General features: G+C 59.3%; 11 protein-coding genes. 10 read left to right on the forward strand and 1 reads right to left on the reverse strand.

Features of this window, described 5'->3' with window-relative positions:
* Nucleotides 1–222, forward strand: a complete 222-nt coding sequence (locus IE126_RS20075; protein ID WP_015740172.1) for a DUF2274 domain-containing protein — start codon at nt 1–3, stop codon at nt 220–222.
* Here IE126_RS20075 and IE126_RS20080 read toward each other — a convergent pair.
* On the reverse strand, nt 217–846 hold the full coding sequence (locus IE126_RS20080) for a TetR/AcrR family transcriptional regulator (protein WP_015740173.1): 630 nt from the start codon (nt 844–846) through the stop codon (nt 217–219). The two genes, IE126_RS20075 and IE126_RS20080, sit on opposite strands and share 6 nt — an antisense overlap.
* A 207-nt stretch (nt 847–1,053) precedes the next feature.
* Here IE126_RS20080 and IE126_RS20085 point away from each other — a divergent pair, with 207 nt between their 5' ends.
* The 9 genes from IE126_RS20085 (at nt 1,054) to IE126_RS20125 (ending at nt 18,716) form a co-directional block, all read left to right on the forward strand.
* Nucleotides 1,054–2,025, forward strand: coding sequence for a LysR family transcriptional regulator (locus IE126_RS20085; protein ID WP_066700613.1), 972 nt, complete (start codon nt 1,054–1,056; stop codon nt 2,023–2,025).
* 293 nt (nt 2,026–2,318) lie between these two features.
* Nucleotides 2,319–3,194 (forward strand): WYL domain-containing protein, encoded by an 876-nt coding sequence (locus IE126_RS20090; RefSeq protein ID WP_456071387.1) that lies wholly within the window; start codon nt 2,319–2,321, stop codon nt 3,192–3,194.
* Entirely contained in the window at nt 3,191–3,793 is a 603-nt protein-coding gene (locus IE126_RS20095; RefSeq protein WP_066700611.1) for a DUF1819 family protein, read from the forward strand. Before IE126_RS20090 ends, IE126_RS20095 begins: the two co-directional genes overlap by 4 nt.
* Entirely contained in the window at nt 3,793–4,398 is a 606-nt protein-coding gene (locus tag IE126_RS20100) for a DUF1788 domain-containing protein (RefSeq protein ID WP_066700610.1), read from the forward strand. The genes IE126_RS20095 and IE126_RS20100 overlap by 1 nt, the downstream gene beginning before the upstream one ends.
* Before the next feature lie 3 nt (nt 4,399–4,401).
* Entirely contained in the window at nt 4,402–7,941 is a 3,540-nt protein-coding gene (gene brxC, locus IE126_RS20105; protein WP_066700609.1) for a BREX system P-loop protein BrxC, read from the forward strand.
* The gene (pglX, locus tag IE126_RS20110; RefSeq protein ID WP_066700608.1) at nt 7,941–11,456 is read left to right on the forward strand and encodes a BREX-1 system adenine-specific DNA-methyltransferase PglX; all 3,516 of its coding nucleotides are present in this window, start codon (nt 7,941–7,943) and stop codon (nt 11,454–11,456) included. The genes brxC and pglX overlap by 1 nt, the downstream gene beginning before the upstream one ends.
* Nucleotides 11,449–13,956, forward strand: coding sequence for a BREX-1 system phosphatase PglZ type A (gene pglZ / locus IE126_RS20115; RefSeq protein WP_066700607.1), 2,508 nt, complete (start codon nt 11,449–11,451; stop codon nt 13,954–13,956). The genes pglX and pglZ overlap by 8 nt, the downstream gene beginning before the upstream one ends.
* A gap of 7 nt (nt 13,957–13,963) precedes the next feature.
* Nucleotides 13,964–16,045, forward strand: coding sequence for a BREX system Lon protease-like protein BrxL (brxL, locus tag IE126_RS20120; protein ID WP_066700626.1), 2,082 nt, complete (start codon nt 13,964–13,966; stop codon nt 16,043–16,045).
* 124 nt (nt 16,046–16,169) lie between these two features.
* The gene (locus tag IE126_RS20125) at nt 16,170–18,716 is read left to right on the forward strand and encodes a PD-(D/E)XK nuclease family protein (RefSeq protein WP_066700606.1); all 2,547 of its coding nucleotides are present in this window, start codon (nt 16,170–16,172) and stop codon (nt 18,714–18,716) included.
* Nucleotides 18,717–18,718 lie beyond the last annotated feature (2 nt).

Consider the following 18,718-nt stretch of genomic DNA (forward strand, 5'->3'; position numbering starts at 1 on the left):
ATGACGAAGCTGAAGCTCGGGCCTCTCATCGAAGACAAACCCGTGAAGGTGGCGGTGGAACTGCCGGGGCCGCTGCACCGCGATCTTGCCGCCTATGCCGAAGTGCTGGCTCGCGAAACCGGCCAGCCCGCTGCCGATCCTGTCAGGCTGATTGTGCCGATGCTGGAGCGGTTCATTGCGACAGATCGGGGCTTTGCCAGCGCCCGAAGATCTCGCTCATGAGGTGCCGCGCGTGCCATTGCGCGTCGCGGCGATGATTTCCATCAACGTATCGACGGCCTTTCGTGTCGCGTCCCATTTGGCGGGCTGATCCATTTCCCGGTTCTGAAGGGTGAGGCTTACCGCACCATGTACCGTTGACCAGAACATGAAGCTGTAGCGACTCAGATCCATGCCGCGCAAAAAACCTTCCTCCTGAGAGCAGCGAAGCCCCGTCAGAAACAGATTGAATATCTGGCTCCCGGTTTCGCTCGACCACGGGTCATCGCTGACCCCGAGCTTCGGCGGCGGTGTGAACATCAGCCGATATAGCGTGGGGTTTTCCAGGGCAAAGCGGACATAGGCATAGCTGCCATCACGCAAATAGCCGAATGGATTGCCGCGCATCTGTTCGAAGATGGCCAGCTTTTCCCTGTATAGGCGGTTGAACCCTTCTTCCCGAACGGCGCGCAGCAAGGCGCTTTTGTTGCGGAAATGGCCGTAAAGCGCTGGTGCTGTGCAACCGATGGCATGCGCGACCGCAGTCAACGGTACGTCGAGGTCGCCACGCTCTGACAGCAGCCGGATCGTTTCGTCGATCGCACGACGAGCAATATCAAGTTCTTGCTCTTTCCGGGGACGGGCCATTCCGGTGCCTGTTGCAACTTGTCGTGAAAACTAAACGACATTTACTTTTTTCGTTGACGGGACGGAAGTCAAGAAGCAGCATTCGGTAACTGAACGTCGTTTAGTTTGAGGATGTGCGGAGAGCTGATGAACGCACACAGATCGATTTTCGCGTTGATGATGGCGGGGTGCCCGTCAGAAGCCGAACGCTGTTTCGGATGATGCACCATGGCTGTGATCGGGAACAATCAGACCTCGCCTGATGATAGCCTCACAAACGTCGTTGAGGGGAAACCCGGTACATCTGCGGTCCGGCTGAACCAGTTGCGATATTTTGTTGCCGCCGTCGACTATGGGAGTTTTCGCAAGGCTGCTGCCGCGCTTTCTGTGCAGGAATCCTCCATCAGCCGACGAATCCGTGATCTCGAAGATGAACTCGGGGCGTCGCTTTTCATGCGTCATGCTGGCGGGGTGCGGTTGACCGTTGCCGGGCGGGAATTCCTGCGCAACGCTCGCCATGCTCTCCGCCAGATCGACATTGGGGTGACCAAGGTGGCGGCGGTTGGCCGGGCAGAGCAAGGGCTGATCAAGGTCGGGATATTTTCGTCCCTTGCGTCAGGATTTCTGTTCGATCTGTTGCGTGCCTTCGGCACGCGCCACCCGAACGTGCAGGTCGACCTTATTGACGGCAATCCGCCCGAGCACATCGCGGCTGTCCGGAAACTTTGTCTGGACGTCGCATTCATCACGGGAACCGCGGCATGGGATGGCTGTGAGGCGGAGCATTTATGGTGCGAGAAGGTTTTCGTGGTGCTGCCCGATAACCACCCTTTGACGGGCAAGCCGGAACTTGGATGGGGCGATTTGGTCTCCGAGCGGTTCATTGTGAGTGACGTTGCGCCGGGTCAGGAGATCCACGACTATTTGGTTGCTCACCTTGCGGGTCTCGGCCGCCACCTCGATATTCAGTCTCAGCAGGTCGGCCGCGACAATATCCTATCGCTGGTCGCTCTCGGTCGCGGCCTCACTCTGACGAGCGAAGCAACAACCGTGGCCCAGTTTCCAGGGATTACCTACCGGGAACTTGCGGATGAGGTGCTGCCGTTCAGCATGGTCTGGTCCGCGCAAAACGACAATCCGGCGTCTCGGCGGTTGTTGAGCCTGGCACGATCGCTGACAGGGCTGGCCCGGCGAAAATAGGGTTTGACGGCACTGTACGATCACGCCGTAGCATTGGCTGCAATCGACATCGACCGTGTCGGCATCGAAGATGTCGTGGCCCTGCCCACCTCCAGGCTGACCGACTTCGATAGCGCTTTTGCCCCGCCGTGTTTGTGCACGGTGACACGGTGCGCATCCGGCCTTCCTCGGGCTTGACAGTTTGAGGTTTGTTAGAATAGAAAGTATACGGACATCGCAAGGTGTCCCATATACTTTTTATCCTTTCAAGTGCGGCGGGACGAGCAATGCTGAAATGGGGTGTCGAGAGGCGGTTGGAGTTCATCGAATTCCGCCTGTTCTGGGAGGGGGGTGTCAATCGCTCTGACCTGATCGATACGTTTGGCGTCTCCGTTCCGCAGGCGTCAAAGGACTTGACCCATTATCAGGAGCGTGCGCCGCAGAATGCGGTCTATGACAAAAGCGCTCGCCGCTACGTAGCCGGCCCGGAATTTCAGCCGGTGTTTCTAGACCCTGACCCGGACGCCTATCTCATGCGGCTCCGATCGATGGCGGAAGGTTTCGCCGACGCGGGGGCGAACTGGCTCGCTGCCCCGCCTGACATGGATATCGCTCTGACTTTGCGCCGTAAGGTCGATACTGAAGTTCTGCGTTCAGTTCTGGCGGCAGTGCGGGAGGAAAGATCGCTGGATCTTCACTACCAATCCATGAACCGCGATCGGCCCGATCCGGCATGGCGGCGGATTACCCCGCATGCCTTCGGCTTTGATGGCCTGCGCTGGCATGTGCGGGCCTGGTGCCATGAGACGGAGCGCTTCAAGGATTTCCTGCTCTCGCGTGTCCTTGGATTCGGCGAGTTCGGCGAGCCAGGTGCTGCTGCGGCACAGGACCGGCTGTGGCAGGAAACCTACGATATCACCCTTGTGCCGCATCCTGATCTGTCGGTCGGTCAGCAGGCGGTGGTCGCAAAGGATTACAACATGGCGGACGGGCGCGCTGTGCTGACAGTTCGCTACGCCATGCTGTTCTATGTGCTCAAGCGGCTAGGACTCCTTGATGGGGCTAGGCTGCGTGATCCCCGGACCCAGCATATCGTTGCCGCTGACGAAGACGAGGTTGCGGCCGCCCTTGAGCGTGCGCAGCAGGAATTCGATGAGGCTGACGTAGCAAGCGGGGCGGCGCCTCGATGATGGCTACCGTATCGAAATACCGCATGTCCTTCAGTGTGGGCGGGCTGATGCTCAATGAGAGCATCGTGATTGCTCAAGCTTATCAACCCGGTGAGAACTGGGCATCTGCTCGTGAGCGGTTGCTGGCCCAGGGCGCGTCATCCTTACCCAAACTGGCCTCGCAAACCCGCGCGCTTCGTGAAGTGTACGACCGGATAGGCCATCTCTCCGATGCCGAACGTCATTACCTGTCGGTAGAGGCTGACCGCGCCGAGCAGCAGGCGATGATGTGGCTGGCGGTCTGCCGGACCTATCGTTTTGTCCACGAATTCGCCGTCGAGGTGATCAGCGAACGCTACCAATCATGGCGGCTCGACCTGGGCCATGAGGTTTTTGACCGCTTTCTCGCGGAGAAGGCTGAAAGCGATCCCGGCCTCGCCGCTCTTTCAGCTTCAACCTGCGCAAAATTGCGTCAGGTCTTGTTTCGGATATTGCGTGAAGTTGGTTTGATAAGCGTCGAGGGTAGAATTCAGCCGATTTGGTTATCGGGGCGCATGAAGCGGCTGATTGAGGAGAGTAATCCGGCGGACTTGCAGGTCTTTCCCGGAAATGGGGGGTAATGGTGGGCACGAAAACTGATCGGCGCGCCCGCGCCGAGCACCTATTCAGGGTAGTTTCCAGCGATCGGTTCTTGCAAAAGCAAGGGCTGGGAAACGAGGTTCCCTTTTTCATCTGCGCTTTTGATGCCGAAGACGGACTGAGCCTGGGCGAGGATCGTGAGGATCTGATCGCCCGGCTGAGCCACGCCGGTGTGCGCGTACTTGATATCGATCTCTATGACCTTTCGATCAGGATCCTCGAAGACCGGGGTATCTTCGAGCAAATCCTTGAGGTTGAAGTCGAAACGGAAAAGGCGGAGCTCAAGGAGCTGTTGCAGGGCGTTCTGGACCCGCAGGCGCACCTCATTCCAGAGATTGCGCGGCGCATCGAAGAAGTCCCGCACGACGTGATCTTCCTGTCAGGCGTAGGTGAGGTTTACCCTTACCTGAGGTCGCACAACGTACTCAACAACCTGCAAAGCACCGCGAAAGATCGCCCGACGGTCATGTTCTTTCCGGGAAAATACACACACGCGCTGGCGACAGGAGCATCGCTGGAATTGTTCGGCTTGCTCCATGACGACAAATACTACCGCGCGTTCAATATCATGAATTACGAGGTCTGACCGATGGCTACTTTTCTGCGTGATATCTTTGCCAAGCCGGTCGACCGTTCGATCGATGGGGTGATCAAGGCTGACGACAAGGCCAGCCTCCTGACCGAGCTTGATGAATATGTCATCACCAACGAGATCGGCGCCCGACTGGAGCAATTCCTCGACGCCTACAACAATTACGATACCGCGAACGGCGTGTGGATTTCGGGCTTCTTCGGATCAGGTAAGTCTCACCTGCTGAAGATGCTCGCTCTTCTGCTGGAGAACGACGAGGTCGAGGGGCAGCACGCCATCGAGATATTTGAGCGCAAGCTCGCGGGCAACCCGATGCTGGCGGGGGCCTTGCGCAAGGCAGTGTCGATCCCGTCCCGGTCGGTCTTGTTCAATATAGACCAGAAGGCGGATGTGATCTCGAAGACGGATGTCGATGCACTTCTGGCCGTCTTCCAGAAGGTCTTTGACGAGATGTGCGGCTATTATGGCAAGCTCCCGCATATCGCGCAGTTCGAGCGTGATCTCGACAGCCGCGGCAAGCTCGATGCCTTCAAAGCGGCCTTTGCGCAGTCTTCCGGAAAGCCTTGGGAGCGCGGGCGCGAACAGGCTCTGATGGAAGGCAAGCACATTGCCGCCGCCTTTGCCGAGGTCACGGGCGATGAGGTCAAGGATATTCTTGGTCAGTATCGCAAGGATACGAAGGTCTCGATCGAAGATTTTGCCAATATGGTGAAGTCATGGATCGATGCGCAGGGACCGAAGTTCCGGCTGAATTTCTTCGTCGATGAGGTGGGGCAGTATATCGCTGACAACGTCAAGCTCATGACGAACCTGCAAACCATTGCCGAAAGCCTGAACACTAAGTGCAAGGGGCAGGCCTGGATTGTTGTCACTGCCCAGCAGGACATGGGTTCGGTTATCGGGGATCTGACCGCGCAGCAAGAAAATGACTTTTCGAAAATCCAGGCACGCTTCGCCAACCGGATGCCTCTGAATTCCCAGGATGTGGCCGAAGTCATCCAGCGCCGCCTTCTGGCTAAGACCGAGGCCGGTCAGATCACCCTTGGCAATCTTTACGATGCTGAGGAGAACAACCTGCGCACCCTGTTCGATTTCGGCGATAATTCCTTCAAGTTCAGGAACTTCTCCGGAAAAGACCAGTTCGTCGCGAGCTACCCGTTCCCGAACTACCAGTATGACCTGTTCCAGCGCGCGATCATGGGCCTCTCGCAGCATAACGCGTTTGAGGGTAAGCACAGCTCGGTCGGCGAACGCTCTATGCTGGGGGTGTTTCAGGAGGTGGCCAAAAAGCTGGCCGACACGCCGGTTGGGGAGCTGGCGACCTTTGACCTGATGTTCGAGGGGATTCGCACCGCCCTGAAGTCATCGGTTCAGCAGTCAATCCAACTGGCTGAAAAGAACCTTGGCGATGATTTTGCCGTGCGGGTGCTGAAGGTGTTGTTCCTTGTCAAATACGTCAAGGAATTCAAACCGACTGCCCGCAACATATCGATCCTCCTGTTGTCCCGGTTCGAGGCGGACCAGACCGAGCAGCGCCGCAATATCGAGGAGGCTTTGTCGCTTCTGGAGCGTCAGACGCTGATCCAGCGCAACGGCGAGGTCTATGAATTCCTCACCAATGAAGAAAAGGACGTCGAGGCCGAGATCAAGGCGATTGCCGTCGACCCTGCCGAGATAGAACGGCAGCTCGATGAACTGGCGTTTGGAGCGATCCTCCGTCACAGCAAGATCAAGCATGCTGGCACGGGTGTCGATTACGCTTTCACCCGCAAGCTTGACGGCCACAGCCTGAACCGGGAACATGAGCTTTCCGTCAATATCATCTCACCCTTCAGCGACGATTCCGACGCGCCGGATGTGGTTCGCTCGAACAGCATGGCAAGCGATGAGATGGTTGTCCTGCTGGGACGTGATGTGCGCTTCACGCGCGATCTCGTCCTCTGGCTCCAGACCGTGAAATTTGCGCGTCAGGTCACCAGCGGGGATGCCCAACCCGGTCGTGATCGTATCATTGCGGAAAAGCGTGACCAGAATACACGGCGTGAAAAGGAACTGGTGCAGCGGCTGCGCGGCCTGATCGCGGATGCTCGCCTTTTCGTGCGCGGTGCCGAGCTGGAGATCGGCGGCGAAGATCCGCAGGAACGGCTGGTCAAAGGTTTCCAGGTCCTGGTCGACAAGGTCTATACCAGCCTGCCTGTGCTGCGCGGCGCCACCTACACCGAAGCCGATCTTGGGCGTGCCGGACGCGTCGATGGCGGGCTTTTCGGCGGCGAAGGCAGCGGTTTGACCGAAGCCGAGCAGGACGTGTTGAATCACGCTCAGGCCCAGATGCGTCTTGGGACGCGGGTCTCCGTCAAGGCACTTGTCGAGAAGTTCGGCGCCAAACCTTATGGCTGGCCGTCCATTGCGGTGCTGTGCCTGACTGCAAGCCTTGTTGCGCGCGGCAAGCTTGAGGCACGGGCCGACAGTGCTTTGCTGGAAGGGGATTTGCTGGTGCAGGGGCTGCGCAACAGCCATGCCCTTGGCAATATTCTGCTCTCTCCGCAGATCGAGTTTACCGCGGCCCAGATCCGCAAATCGCGCGAACTGTTCCAAGCACTGTTCGACCTGCCCGCTTCGGGGAATGACGCGCGCAGCTTGGGTGCGGAGTGGCAGACGCAACTACGCAAAATGGCCAGTGATCTTGAGAAAGAGAGCCGGGCAATAGCAGGTTACCCCTTCGCCGCCGCCCTCGACCCCCTGCGAACCATGCTCGACAGCATGTGCGACCAGTCGGCGACCTGGTTCATTACCGGCCCGGTTGGGCAGGAAGATCAGCTGCTGGATGCCAAGGAGGATATCCTCGACAAGGTCCGCAACTTCATGTCCGGACCGCAGAAGGGCATCTACGACGAGGTGCGCGCTTTCCTGACGGCGCAGGACCAGAACGTTACCTTTGCCGAAGATTCTGCCGCCGATGCGCTGCGTCAGGCGCTGGCCGATCCGCAGTGCTTCAAGGGCACCGCGGTTCAGGAACTGAAAGCGGATTTCTACGCCCTGAAGGAGCGTATCGAACAAACTGTTCTGGCAGAGCGCAACGCCGTCATAGCGGCGATTGAAGAGGTGGCCGAGAAAACCACCCAGACCTCGGAATTCCGTGCGCTACCGCCAGAGCAGCAGACGCGAATTCGCGATGAGCTTGCCGCGCAGAAAGCCAGCGTGGCCTCGCAAACTCTGATCCCGGCCTTGCGCCATCGGGCGACAGAAGTGCGTTCCAACCTTCTGGCCGACACGCTGACGCGGATCGCCGAACTGACGCCTGCACCGGCGCCAACTCCCACGCCTCAACCCGAACCTGCGGGCGGCGTGGCCGAAGCCCAGGCCAAGCCATATGTGCCGCCGAAGCCGGCAAAGCCCCAATATGTCAACGCCCAGTCGATCACCGTCTCTATCGGGAAAGCCTATCTCGAAGATGCAGACGATGTGACCCGCTACCTCGACGAGATGAAAAAGACCCTGCTGGCCGAGATCGGCGCGGGCAAGAAAGTGATTGTCTGATGGATACCAACGCCCTGAAGAAATTTGCGCAAAACGCGCGCAACCTGCTGATCGATCAGGTCACCGCCCGGCTGGACATGGTGCTGGCCGAGAGCGCAGCGGCCCGCCGCGAACATCCCAAGGCAATTGCCAGGCTGGAAGCGGCCGCCAAAAGCAACCGTGCCCATGTGATCGAACAGGCCGCTTACACCTGGTTCAACCGTTTCACCGCGCTGCGCTTCATGGATGTGACGGGCCTGACCAACCCGCGCGTCGTATCGCCTGCCGATGGTGCTACCCGGCCCGAGATTCTGGCCGAGGCGATGGCAGGCAACCTGCCGGATCGCGCCCGGCCTGAGATTGCCGAATATCTGAACGGTACACGCCCCGCCCATGATGGGCAGGCCGAGGCCTATCGGCTGCTACTGATCCATGCCTGCAACGAATGGCATGGCGCCATGCCCTATATGTTCGAGCGTGCCGACATGCTCGACCGGGCCGAGGATTATACCGAACTGCTGATGCCCGACGATCTTCTGTCGCCGGACAGCATCCTTGCCCGCCTGCGGGAGGTGATGACCGAAGATGCCTGCCAGGATGTCGAGATCATCGGCTGGCTTTACCAGTTCTACATCAGCGAAAAGAAGGATCAGGTCTTTGCTGGCCTGAAGAAGAACCAGAAGATCACTGCGGAGAATATCCCCGCCGCAACACAGCTGTTCACCCCGCACTGGATCGTCCGCTACCTGGTGGAAAACTCGCTGGGGCGGCTGTGGCTGCTGAACCGCCCGCAATCGAAGCTGGCGGCGAAGATGGATTATTACATCGCGCCGGAAGAGCCGGAGACGGATTTCCTGCGCATCACCCGGCCCGAGGATATCCGCATCTGCGATCCGGCCTGTGGCTCGGGCCATATGCTGACCTATGCCTTCGACCTGCTCTATGAAATCTATGCCGAGGAAGGCCATGATGCGGCCGAGATTCCCGGCCTGATCCTGAAGCATAACCTGACCGGAATCGAGATTGACGACCGCGCCGGCGCGCTGGCAGCCTTTGCCATGTCGATGAAGGCGGCGGCAAGGCTGGGGCGGCGGCGATTCCTGCGGATGGAGGAAAAGCCCGACATCGTCGTGTTGCAGGATGTGCGCTTCACGCCTGCCGAGATGCAAGACGTGGCCGCCGTGGTGGGCAAGGATCTGTTCACCGATGAATTGCGCGAGACGCTGGGGCAGTTCGAGCGGGCCAAGAACTTTGGCTCTCTGATCGTGCCTAAGCTGCGCGATCCGGCCGAGGCGCTGCGCGTGGTGGAGGCGCGTGATTTCGGGGCCGATTTGCTGCTGAAGGAGGTGCAGGAACGCGTTGTGGCCGTGCTGCGCATGGCCGAGGCGCTGGGGCCGAAGTATCACGTCGCCGTCGCCAACCCACCCTATATGGGCGGCAAAGGTATGAACGGAAAACTGGGCGATTTCGTCAAGGCCAGCTATCCAGAAAGCAAGTCCGATCTTTTCGCTGTGTTCATGGAGCGAGCGCTTGGGCTTTGCGCTAAGCGCGGCCTGATGGCGATGATAAACATGCAGTCTTGGATGTTCCTGTCGTCCTATGAAAAACTACGCGTGAAGTTGCTGTCGGATGCCATGATCTTGTCCATGGCACATTTGGGAGAGCGGGCTTTTGACAGCATCGGTGGAGCGGTGGTTTCCACCACTGCATTCGTGATCGAGAATGCTCATAGCTTGGATCACGAAGGCACATTCATCCGCCTTGTAGATGGAAGTTCCGAGGCTGAAAAAGAAGCGCAGCTTAAAGAAGCAATTCAAAATCCGAACTGCGGCTGGTTTCACCGCGCCTCGGCGGAAGATTTCGAGAAAATACCGGGTAGCCCAATCGCATATTGGCTAAGCGAAAGATATTTTAAGATCTTCGAAGAGGCGGAAACCCTTAAGGAGAGCGCTGAGGTCAAACACGGCCTGTCAACTGGAAAGAATGAAGAAGTTGTGCGTCTTTGGTCGGAAGTCAACGCTCAAGAATTTGGGTCGCGTCACCAGTCCAGAGACGCCGCACTTGCGAGCGGAGATAAATGGTTTCCGTATAACAAAGGTGGAGAATTTCGAAAGTGGTTCGGCAATTGTGAGTATGTCCTGAGATATGACGAATTCGGCAACAGTCTGATGGCCACTTTCTCGGGCCATCGCCATGACGGGAAAAGTCATTATTTTCTTGAAGGCGTTACTTGGACCTTCATTTCGAGTTCGAGCTTTGCAGCGCGTTACACGTATCCCGGATTTGTTTTTGATGTAAGCGGCTCTTCACTGTTTGTAGATACGCCCAAGTTGGTTACCGGATTTCTTTGTAGCAATCTCTGCTACAATATTTTGCGAGCACTCAATCCGACCCTCAACTTTCAAGTCGGGAACCTTAAGTCGCTCCCGATATTGCCAGCCAAGATAAAGGCTAACGGTGATGCGCTTAAGAGTGTCACCGAAGCCTGCATCGATCTTAGTAAATCCGACTGGGATGCCTACGAAACCTCTTGGGATTTCACCACTCTGCCGCTCCTCTCGCCCGAGCATCGGGATCAGACGCTGGCCGGCTCTTTCGCCCGGCTTCGCGCCCATTGGCAAGGCATGACCGATGAGATGCAGCGGCTGGAGGAGGAGAACAACCGCATCTTCATCGACGCCTATGGTCTGCAGGACGAGCTGACCCCCGAGGTGCCGATTGAGGAAATCACCCTCACGTGCAACCCGGCCTATCGCTATGGCGTGAAGGGCACGGAAGAGGAGCGTGAGGCGCGGCTGCGTGAGGATACTGTGGCCGAATTCCTCCACTATGCCGTGGGCTGCATGTTCGGGCGCTACAGTCTCGACGCGCCCGGCCTGATCCTCGCCAATCAGGGCGAAGGGATGGAGGAGTATCTGGCCCGTGTGCCGGAACCCAGCTTCGCGCCAGACCGCGACAATGTCATCCCGGTGCTGGATGCCGACTGGTTCGCCGATGACATCGTCACGCGCGCCCGTGACTTCCTGCGCATCACCTTTGGCGAGGCGAAGTTCCGCGAAAACCTCGCCTTCGTTGAGACGGCACTTGGCAAGGATCTGCGCCGTTGGTTCACGAAGGATTTCTTCGATTATCACGTGCGCCGCTACAAGAAGCGCCCGATCTACTGGATGTTCTCCAGCCCCAAGGGCAGCTTCAATGCACTGATCTATATGCACCGCTACCGGCCCGACACCGTCTCCGTCGTGCTGAATCAGTATGTGCGCGAATTCATCCATAAGCTGGAGGTGGAGCGCGCCCGGCTGGAGAAGCTGGCCGACGATCCTGCCGCTACACCCGCCCAGCAAACAAAGGCGCAGAAGGAAACGGCCACGGTCATCAAGCAGATCGCCGAGCTGACCGAATGGGAACGCGATGTCGTCTATCCGATGGCGCAGCAGAAGATCGCCATCGATCTCGATGACGGTGTGAAGCGCAACTATCCGCTGTTCGCCGGTGCGCTGAAGCCGATCAAGGGGCTGGAGGCTGCGGATGACTGACCGCATCACCGCCGGCCTGATGCGGCTCTATGAGGATCAGGGCCATCGCATCGTTTTCTGGTATGACGCCGCCCGCGATCTGCGCACGGCATTCGATGCGGTTGATCTGCCCGGCGTGACCAAGCTGGAGATCGCCAACAACGAGTTCGGCCTGAAATACCGCGTGCTGCGGCAGCAGCCGAAGGCGCGGTTCCTGCTCTACAAGGATGGCCCCGAGCCGCCGATGCCCGAGAACTGGCTGCTGGATGTGCAACTGGCGAGCGCCGTCTTTCGCGCCGATCAGGCGGCTATCTGGGTGGCGGATTTGGGCATTTCGGCGAAATATGAAGCCGCCGTGCGCGATCACGCCGAATTCTACCGTTCCGGCAAGCGGCTGGAAGCCCTGCGCGCCATCGAGCGCGAGCGCCCGTCGCAGAGCGCCAACGATGTTCGCCGCAAGATGCTGGCGGTCTGCGCCGGTGCGGATGGCGATCTCGATACGGTGATCGAGGCGTTGCTGGCTGAACTGGCTGATGGACAGGATGATTCACTGCGGCTCATCGACCGGGTTGGGCTGGCGGAGTTTTTCTGGAAAGAGGTTTCGGCGCGCTACGGCTATAGGACGGATACCCCGGATTTTCAGGATTTCGCCATCACGCTGTTTTCCAGCACCTGGGCGCGGGCCATGGGGGAGGCTGCGCCCCTGAATACCGATGCCGCTCTGATGTTCCGCCGCTGGAGCGCCTCGCGCCGGTGGGGTGAAGCGTTCGAGAAGCTGTCGGGCGATTATCAGGACGTGCTGAAGATCAGGGACGATCTGGCCTCCCGCGATTTCCGCACCCTGATGCCGCATGATCATTTCGAGGAAGTGGATCGGCGGATCGTCGTCGCCATCGTTGAGGGGCTGGCCCAGCAGAGCCTGCCCGCGACAGATGTTCTGAAATGGGTGCGCGATCGCCGCCAGAGCCATTGGTATAGCCGTTACGCGGATGTCTATCAGGCCATTGGCTATGCGACCGAGTTTCAGCAGGCGCTGGCCGAGGCTGATCTGACGATGACCAGCCTGTCCGATGGTGTGAAGCGCTATTCCGCAAGCTGGTTTCGACTGGACCAGCTCTATCGCAAGTTCATCTATCACATGCAGAAAAGCGGTCAGTCGGGGCTGCTGTCGGCGCTCTATGAGGCGGTTGAGAACCGCTACACCACGAATTTCGTGCTCAAGTTGAACGATGCCTGGCAGGATCAGGTGGCTCGCCTCACGGACTGGGCGGTCCCGGGCTTTCCACGTCAGGTGGATTTTTACCGGGGGCAGGCTGCTGAATACCGGCGCAAGGATCAGAAGGTCGTTGTCATTATCTCGGATGCGCTGCGCTATGAGGTGGCCGAAGAGGCACTGCGCGAGATACGCAAGCTCAATCGGTTCGATGCTGAACTGAAGCCGATGATCGGGGTTTTGCCGAGCTACACGCAGCTTGGTATGGCGGCGCTGTTGCCGCACCGACAACTGGCGATCCGCGACGACAATGATCTGGTGCTGCTGGACGGTGAAAGCACCATGGGGGCCGCTGCGCGTGAAAAGGCGCTTGCTGCGGGCCGGGCTGGAGACCGGGTAAAGGTTCTCGCGGCTAAGGATTTCATGAATCTGGGATCATCGGAGGGCAAAGACCTCTTCCGGGATCATGATGTCCTCTATCTGTATCACAACCAGATCGACGCGATTGGCGACAAGCTCGCCACGGAGGAAAATGTCCCAGCTGCGGCAGAGGCTGCCATCGAGGATCTGGTGAAGCTGGTGCGGAAGCTGACTTCGGCCAATTTCTCGAACATCCTGATCACCGCCGATCACGGCTTCCTGTGGCAGCACAAGGCTCTGGAAGAAAGCGGCTTCGCGCTGAGCGAGCCGGAGGGCGAGATCGTTACACGAAACCGGCGCTTCGTGATCGGCCGGAGCCTTAACAGCAGTGGCGGCATGAAGAAGTTCTCTGCTGCACAGCTTGGGCTGGAAGGTGAGCAGGACATTCTGATCCCGAACTCGATCAACCGCCTGCGCGTCAAAGGATCGGGCAGCCGCTTTGTCCATGGCGGGGCGAGCCTGCAGGAGATCGTCCTGCCGGTCCTGCGTGTCGGCAAGCAGCGCAAGGAGGATGTCGGACAGGTTTCGGTGCAGATCATTCCGCCACCCCGTGCTCAGATCACCACGGGCCAGATCCAGGTCACCTTCTATCAGGCGGAGCCAGTGACCGACAAGCAGCAGCCCCGGCAGGTGCATGCAGCCATCTTTGCCGACGATAAAACACTCATCTCAGACGAAGCCGAGTTGGAATTCGATTTCACGTCTGAGAACCCGCGCGAGCGCGAGCTGTCGCGGAGCTTCCTGCTGTCCAAGGCGGCAGACGCCTATAACAATCAGACAGTCTTCCTGAAGCTGCGAACGCGCATCGGCAAGACCAGCCATTTCGAAGATCACGCTTCGCAGCCGCTGCTGCTGAAACGCGGGATCAGTACAGATTTCGATTTCTGAGGTGCCGATGTCGACCCTTGATGACAAGATCAATGAGCATTTTGCCGGTTTCGTGGTCCGTAAGGACCTGGTGAAGGCCGTGAAGGGGAACGCCATTGTCCCCACTTATGTGCTCGAATACCTTCTCGGCCAGTATTGCGCGACCGATGACGAAGCCTCGATTGCGACAGGCATTGAAACGGTCAAGGACATCCTGCGCAAGCACTACGTCCATCGTTCCGAAGCGGGGCTGGTTCAGTCGACGATCAAGGAGCGAGGCCGCTACAAGGTCATCGATCAGGTTAGCGTGGCGCTGAATGAAAAGACTGATGCCTATGAAGCGGTTTTCGAAAACCTCGGAATCAAGCGGGTTGCCATCGACAGTGCCACGGTCAAGGCACATCCGAAACTGCTGGTTACGGGTATTTGGTGCATCGCCGATGTGCAGTACGAATTCTCGGAAGACAGCAGGATATCTCCCTGGATCATCGACACGTTGAAGCCGATCCAGATCGCCCGCGTGGACTATGACGGCTATCGCGAGACGCGTGACAAGTTCACCACGGAGGAATGGATCGATCTGCTAATGCAGAGCATCGGCTTTGACCCGTCACTGTTCGGGCGCAGGTCAAAGCTTTTGCAACTGTTGCGCCTGGTGCCATTTGTTGAGCGTAACTACAACCTCATCGAGCTTGGCCCCAAGGGGACGGGAAAATCTCATATCTATTCCGAGTTTTCACCACATGGTCAGCTGATCTCGGGCGGTGAAATCACGGTTCCCAAGCTTTTCGTGAACAATTCCAATGGGCGGATCGGATTGGTCGGCTTTTGGGATGTCGTGGCCTTTGACGAATTTGCCGGCCGCGAGAAGACGGCGAACAAGGCGCTTGTCGATATCATGAAGAACTACATGGCAAACAAGCAGTTCTCTCGTGGTGTAAATCCGATGGGCGCCGAGGCCAGCTTCGCCTTCGTCGGCAACACGGACCATAACGTGCCTTGGATGCTGAAAAATACGGACCTGTTCGAAGCTCTGCCGCCGCAGTTCCACGACAGCGCCTTTATCGATCGATTGCACGCCTATCTGCCTGGATGGGAGGTCGACATCATCCGGGGTGAGATGTTCACATCTGGCTATGGGTTCATTGTCGACTATCTCGCCGAAATCCTGCGCCATCTGCGTGCGGAGGACTTCTCGCACCGGCCAGATCGCTATTTCACCATTCCGGTTCAGACCCATATCCGGGACCGCGCCGCGATCAACAAGACCATGTCAGGCCTGCTGAAGCTGATCTTCCCGAATGGAGGCGAGACAGAAGCCGAAGTTGAAGAGCTGCTGCGGTTTGCGATTGAATGCCGCAAGCGGGTGAAGGACCAGCTCCTGCGGATCGACAGCACCTTTGAGGCAGCAGATTTCCATTACATCGCCTCTGATGGCGCAAAACGCGCCGTAACCACGCTCGAGGAAGAGGAGTTCCCCCAGTTCTACCACCGTCGATCAACCGACGATGGAAGTGACGGTGTGAATCAACAAGAGATTGGGTCGGTACCGGCAGAGCCGGTCTCAACGGCGGCTGCTTCCGCAGCGCCTACCGTTACCGCTGCCCCGCACTCCCCCCCAACTCCCGGACATGTCGTTTTCACAGAAAACCGCAAGGGCATCAGTTTCGACAAGATCTTTGGTCCTTGGACGGATGGCGCGACGCGGATCATCATCACAGACCCCTATATCCGGAAGTTCCATCAGGCGCGCAACGTAATGGAACTGATCGAGATGCTGATCAGGCGCAAACAGCCTGAAGATCAGATCGCTGTGCATCTTGTCACGGCTCCGGACGATGGGAACATTCAGGAGCAGCGAGAGTGCCTGGACGGGATTGCTGAAGCCTGCACAGGCACGGGCGTCGATTTCACATGGGCCTTCGATGGGAGCGGCACTCTCCATGCACGCGACATCACGACGGATACTGGCTGGAAGATGGTTCTGGATCGCGGATTGGATATTTTCCAGCCAACGCCTCGCAAGATGAACGGTTTCTCGCTGGGAGAACGGATGCAGGAGCACCGGATGGTCCGTGGCTTCTACGTGACTTATGTCGAGAACCTTTAGCTTGGTCGACCGTGTTGGCGGTGCAGGTTCGGCTACGCGCTCGGCCGGAAGCAAGAAGTAGACCTCGATGCCCAAGCCCTCATCCTCGTTACAGTTTTCCTGATCCGCAGATTGCAGGCCATTCATGCACTACCCCTTCCTCGTCACTGATCCGCGCTCCGGCCTGCAATACCGCCTGACCGATACCGGTCTTGCCGAATTGTCCCTTGCCCCCATTTCTGCCGAATGGGCGCCGGGGCGTGCCATTGCCGAAGCGCCTGACCCGGTCTGGGCCGAAAGTCTTGCCAATGCGCCTGTCGAGACGATCTCGGCGGTGACCGCCGCGCTGACGGATCTTGTGCTGGCCACGCCGGATCTGAAGGTGCCGAACGTCGATCACCTGCCAGACAGCCGCGCAAAGCGGCATCTCTTGGCGCTGGTCGCGTTGTGGCAAAGGTTGGGGGATGCGCTGCCAGAGGGGCTGGCACCGATTTCCCATGTGCTGGCCCTGCCGCATGGGTCGTTCCTGGGCTCGTTGCCGGTGGTTGAAGGTTCGCTGGATCCTCTAGCTCCTGCGGCGCTGCAGGCGCTTTTTGCCCGGTTGCGGGACGAGTTCGGCACTGTTCCCGCAAGCGCCTATACGCCCCGGGCCGCAATCGGCAGCCGCCTGCACGCGTTGCAAGGCGGTGTTTCAGCGCAGGATATCGAGGCCGGGGTTCTGGATGACAGCCTCGCGTTCTATGGTCTGCGCGATCCCGCCGCCTGCGCCGATTTCGCCGCCGCCAAAGCCCGGGCGCTGATTGAGTCCGGCGTTTCGGCCCGTGAAATCGCCGTGCTGTCGGGCGATGATCTGCGCCAGATCGCGCGCGCTTTCTCAGCCCAGGGAGTGCCGCTCTCGGGTCTTCCGGGCCAATTACCCGAGCGAGATGTCATTGGCGAGACCGCGCTGCATCTGGCCCTCGCGAAACGCCCGCCGACCCCGGCTATGGTTCTGGCGAGCCTCGCGCTTTCTCCCCTGATGCCCTGGTCCGTCCAGACCGGGCGCGATCTCGCAGAAGGTCTGATGAATGGCGATTTCCGAGGGACCATCCTCACTGGCACGCCCGCGCATAAGGAACTGTGGGACGATATCCGCGCTTCGGCCGGCAGCCTGCAGCAACTGCGCTTCCTGCTGGACCGGATCTGCGAGCGGATCGGGCAGGGCGATCAGGTGCGCGCGCGGCTGACCGTGCCGCCCGGCGAGGGAAGCCCCGATTGGGAGGCGATCCTGCGTGGCATTCAGGTCATGCCGCCCACGGTTGCGGACCCCGACCGCAATCTTGAAGGCGCCAGCCTTTGGTCTGCCTTCGAGACGCCCTGGCGCCCGTGCCGCCATTTGATCGTCAGCGATTTCACCGACGGGCTCTATCCTACCCGTCCGCGCGCCAATCCGCTGTTTCTCGACAGCGAGATTGCGGCGATCCGCGATGCCACCGGCCTTCAACTCCGTGGCAGGGCCGAAGGGTTGGCGCAGGGCCTTCAGATCTTTGACCAGCAGCTTCAGGCCGTATCCGAAAGCGTCACATTCCTGATCCCCTGGCGCGATCTGGCAGGCGGGCGCTTGCAACCCTCGGCGGGGCTGTCGCTCGTCGCGCGGGCGGTGGCGGGCGTCGAGGATGCCAGCGATCTGATCATCGATCTGTCGCGGCTGAACCCGGCGGACTGGCCGGTCGCATATCACACACTGATTCCGGTGCCGGAACCTGCGAACTTGCCCGAGGCTCTCGATTTCCCGGGGCATGACCTTCTGTCCCTGCGGCGGCGCGTTGACGGCACCGCCAAACCGCAATCGCCTTCGCGGCTCGAGACGCTGCTGGTCAGCCCTCTCGCCTGGCTTCTGGCCGAGGTCGGGGCCGAGGATATGTCCTGGTCTGCCGAGGAACTCGACGTGATGGCCAAGGGCAATATCGCCCATGATGTCTTTGAAAATGTCTTTCTCAAAGACCAACCGATCCCCGAACCGGAGGCGCTGGCAACTGCCATCCCCGAGGCCTATGGCCGGGCGCTGACCCGGCACGCGGGTTATCTGCGCAGCCCCTCATGGGAGATGGAGCGTCGCGGGCTGGAGCGTGAGATCATGGCGGCGGCCCTGCGCTGGCGCGACCATCTGCTTGCGCTGAAAGCGAGGATCATCGGCAATGAAATCTGGCTGGCCGGTGAGGCGCATGGCATCAATCTGCATGGCAAGGCCGACGCGATCCTTGAACTGCCTGATGGTGCGCTCTTGATCATCGATCACAAGAAAAGCGGCACCAAGGGCCGACGGCAGCGGATGGAGGCGGGCTGGGATCTGCAGGCAGGGCTTTACGCCGATATGATAGCGCGGCCCATGCGGCGCGAGGGTGACGGCATGGACCCGCTGATCGGCCGCAAGGTGGCGGTCGCCTATCACCTGATGAATGATGGCGGGCTGCTGACTTCGGGTTTGGTCTTGCCCGAGGGCTCGCCCGCCCGCGACATGGGCGATGCGGTGAATGCCGGGGCGGTAGCCAAGCTGGCGGAGCGCTTGGCCGAACTTGGTGCAGGACGGGTCGTGCTGAACACCTCTGAGGATGCGGCCTTCTTCAAGAAAGAAGCCGGCTTCACCCCATATGCGCTGACCGATGGCTCCGCCCTTGTCACCGCCTTCATCCGCCCGGTCGAGGAGGAATGACC

Source organism: Gemmobacter nanjingensis, assembly GCF_014652195.1.
Classification (GTDB): Bacteria; Pseudomonadota; Alphaproteobacteria; order Rhodobacterales; family Rhodobacteraceae; genus Gemmobacter; species Gemmobacter caeni.

Excerpts from the sequence above, each read along its gene's own strand:
- brxL (WP_066700626.1), top strand. The coding sequence starts at position 13,964 with ATGTCGACCCTTGATGACAAGATCAATGAGCATTTTGCCGGTTTCGTG.
- pglX (WP_066700608.1), top strand. The coding sequence starts at position 7,941 with ATGGATACCAACGCCCTGAAGAAATTTGCGCAAAACGCGCGCAACCTG.
- pglZ (WP_066700607.1), top strand. The coding sequence starts at position 11,449 with ATGACTGACCGCATCACCGCCGGCCTGATGCGGCTCTATGAGGATCAG.
- IE126_RS20125 (WP_066700606.1), top strand. The coding sequence starts at position 16,170 with ATGCACTACCCCTTCCTCGTCACTGATCCGCGCTCCGGCCTGCAATAC.
- IE126_RS20085 (WP_066700613.1), top strand. The coding sequence starts at position 1,054 with ATGGCTGTGATCGGGAACAATCAGACCTCGCCTGATGATAGCCTCACA.
- IE126_RS20095 (WP_066700611.1), top strand. The coding sequence starts at position 3,191 with ATGATGGCTACCGTATCGAAATACCGCATGTCCTTCAGTGTGGGCGGG.
- IE126_RS20080 (WP_015740173.1), bottom strand. The coding sequence starts at position 846 with ATGGCCCGTCCCCGGAAAGAGCAAGAACTTGATATTGCTCGTCGTGCG.
- IE126_RS20100 (WP_066700610.1), top strand. The coding sequence starts at position 3,793 with ATGGTGGGCACGAAAACTGATCGGCGCGCCCGCGCCGAGCACCTATTC.
- IE126_RS20075 (WP_015740172.1), top strand. The coding sequence starts at position 1 with ATGACGAAGCTGAAGCTCGGGCCTCTCATCGAAGACAAACCCGTGAAG.
- brxC (WP_066700609.1), top strand. The coding sequence starts at position 4,402 with ATGGCTACTTTTCTGCGTGATATCTTTGCCAAGCCGGTCGACCGTTCG.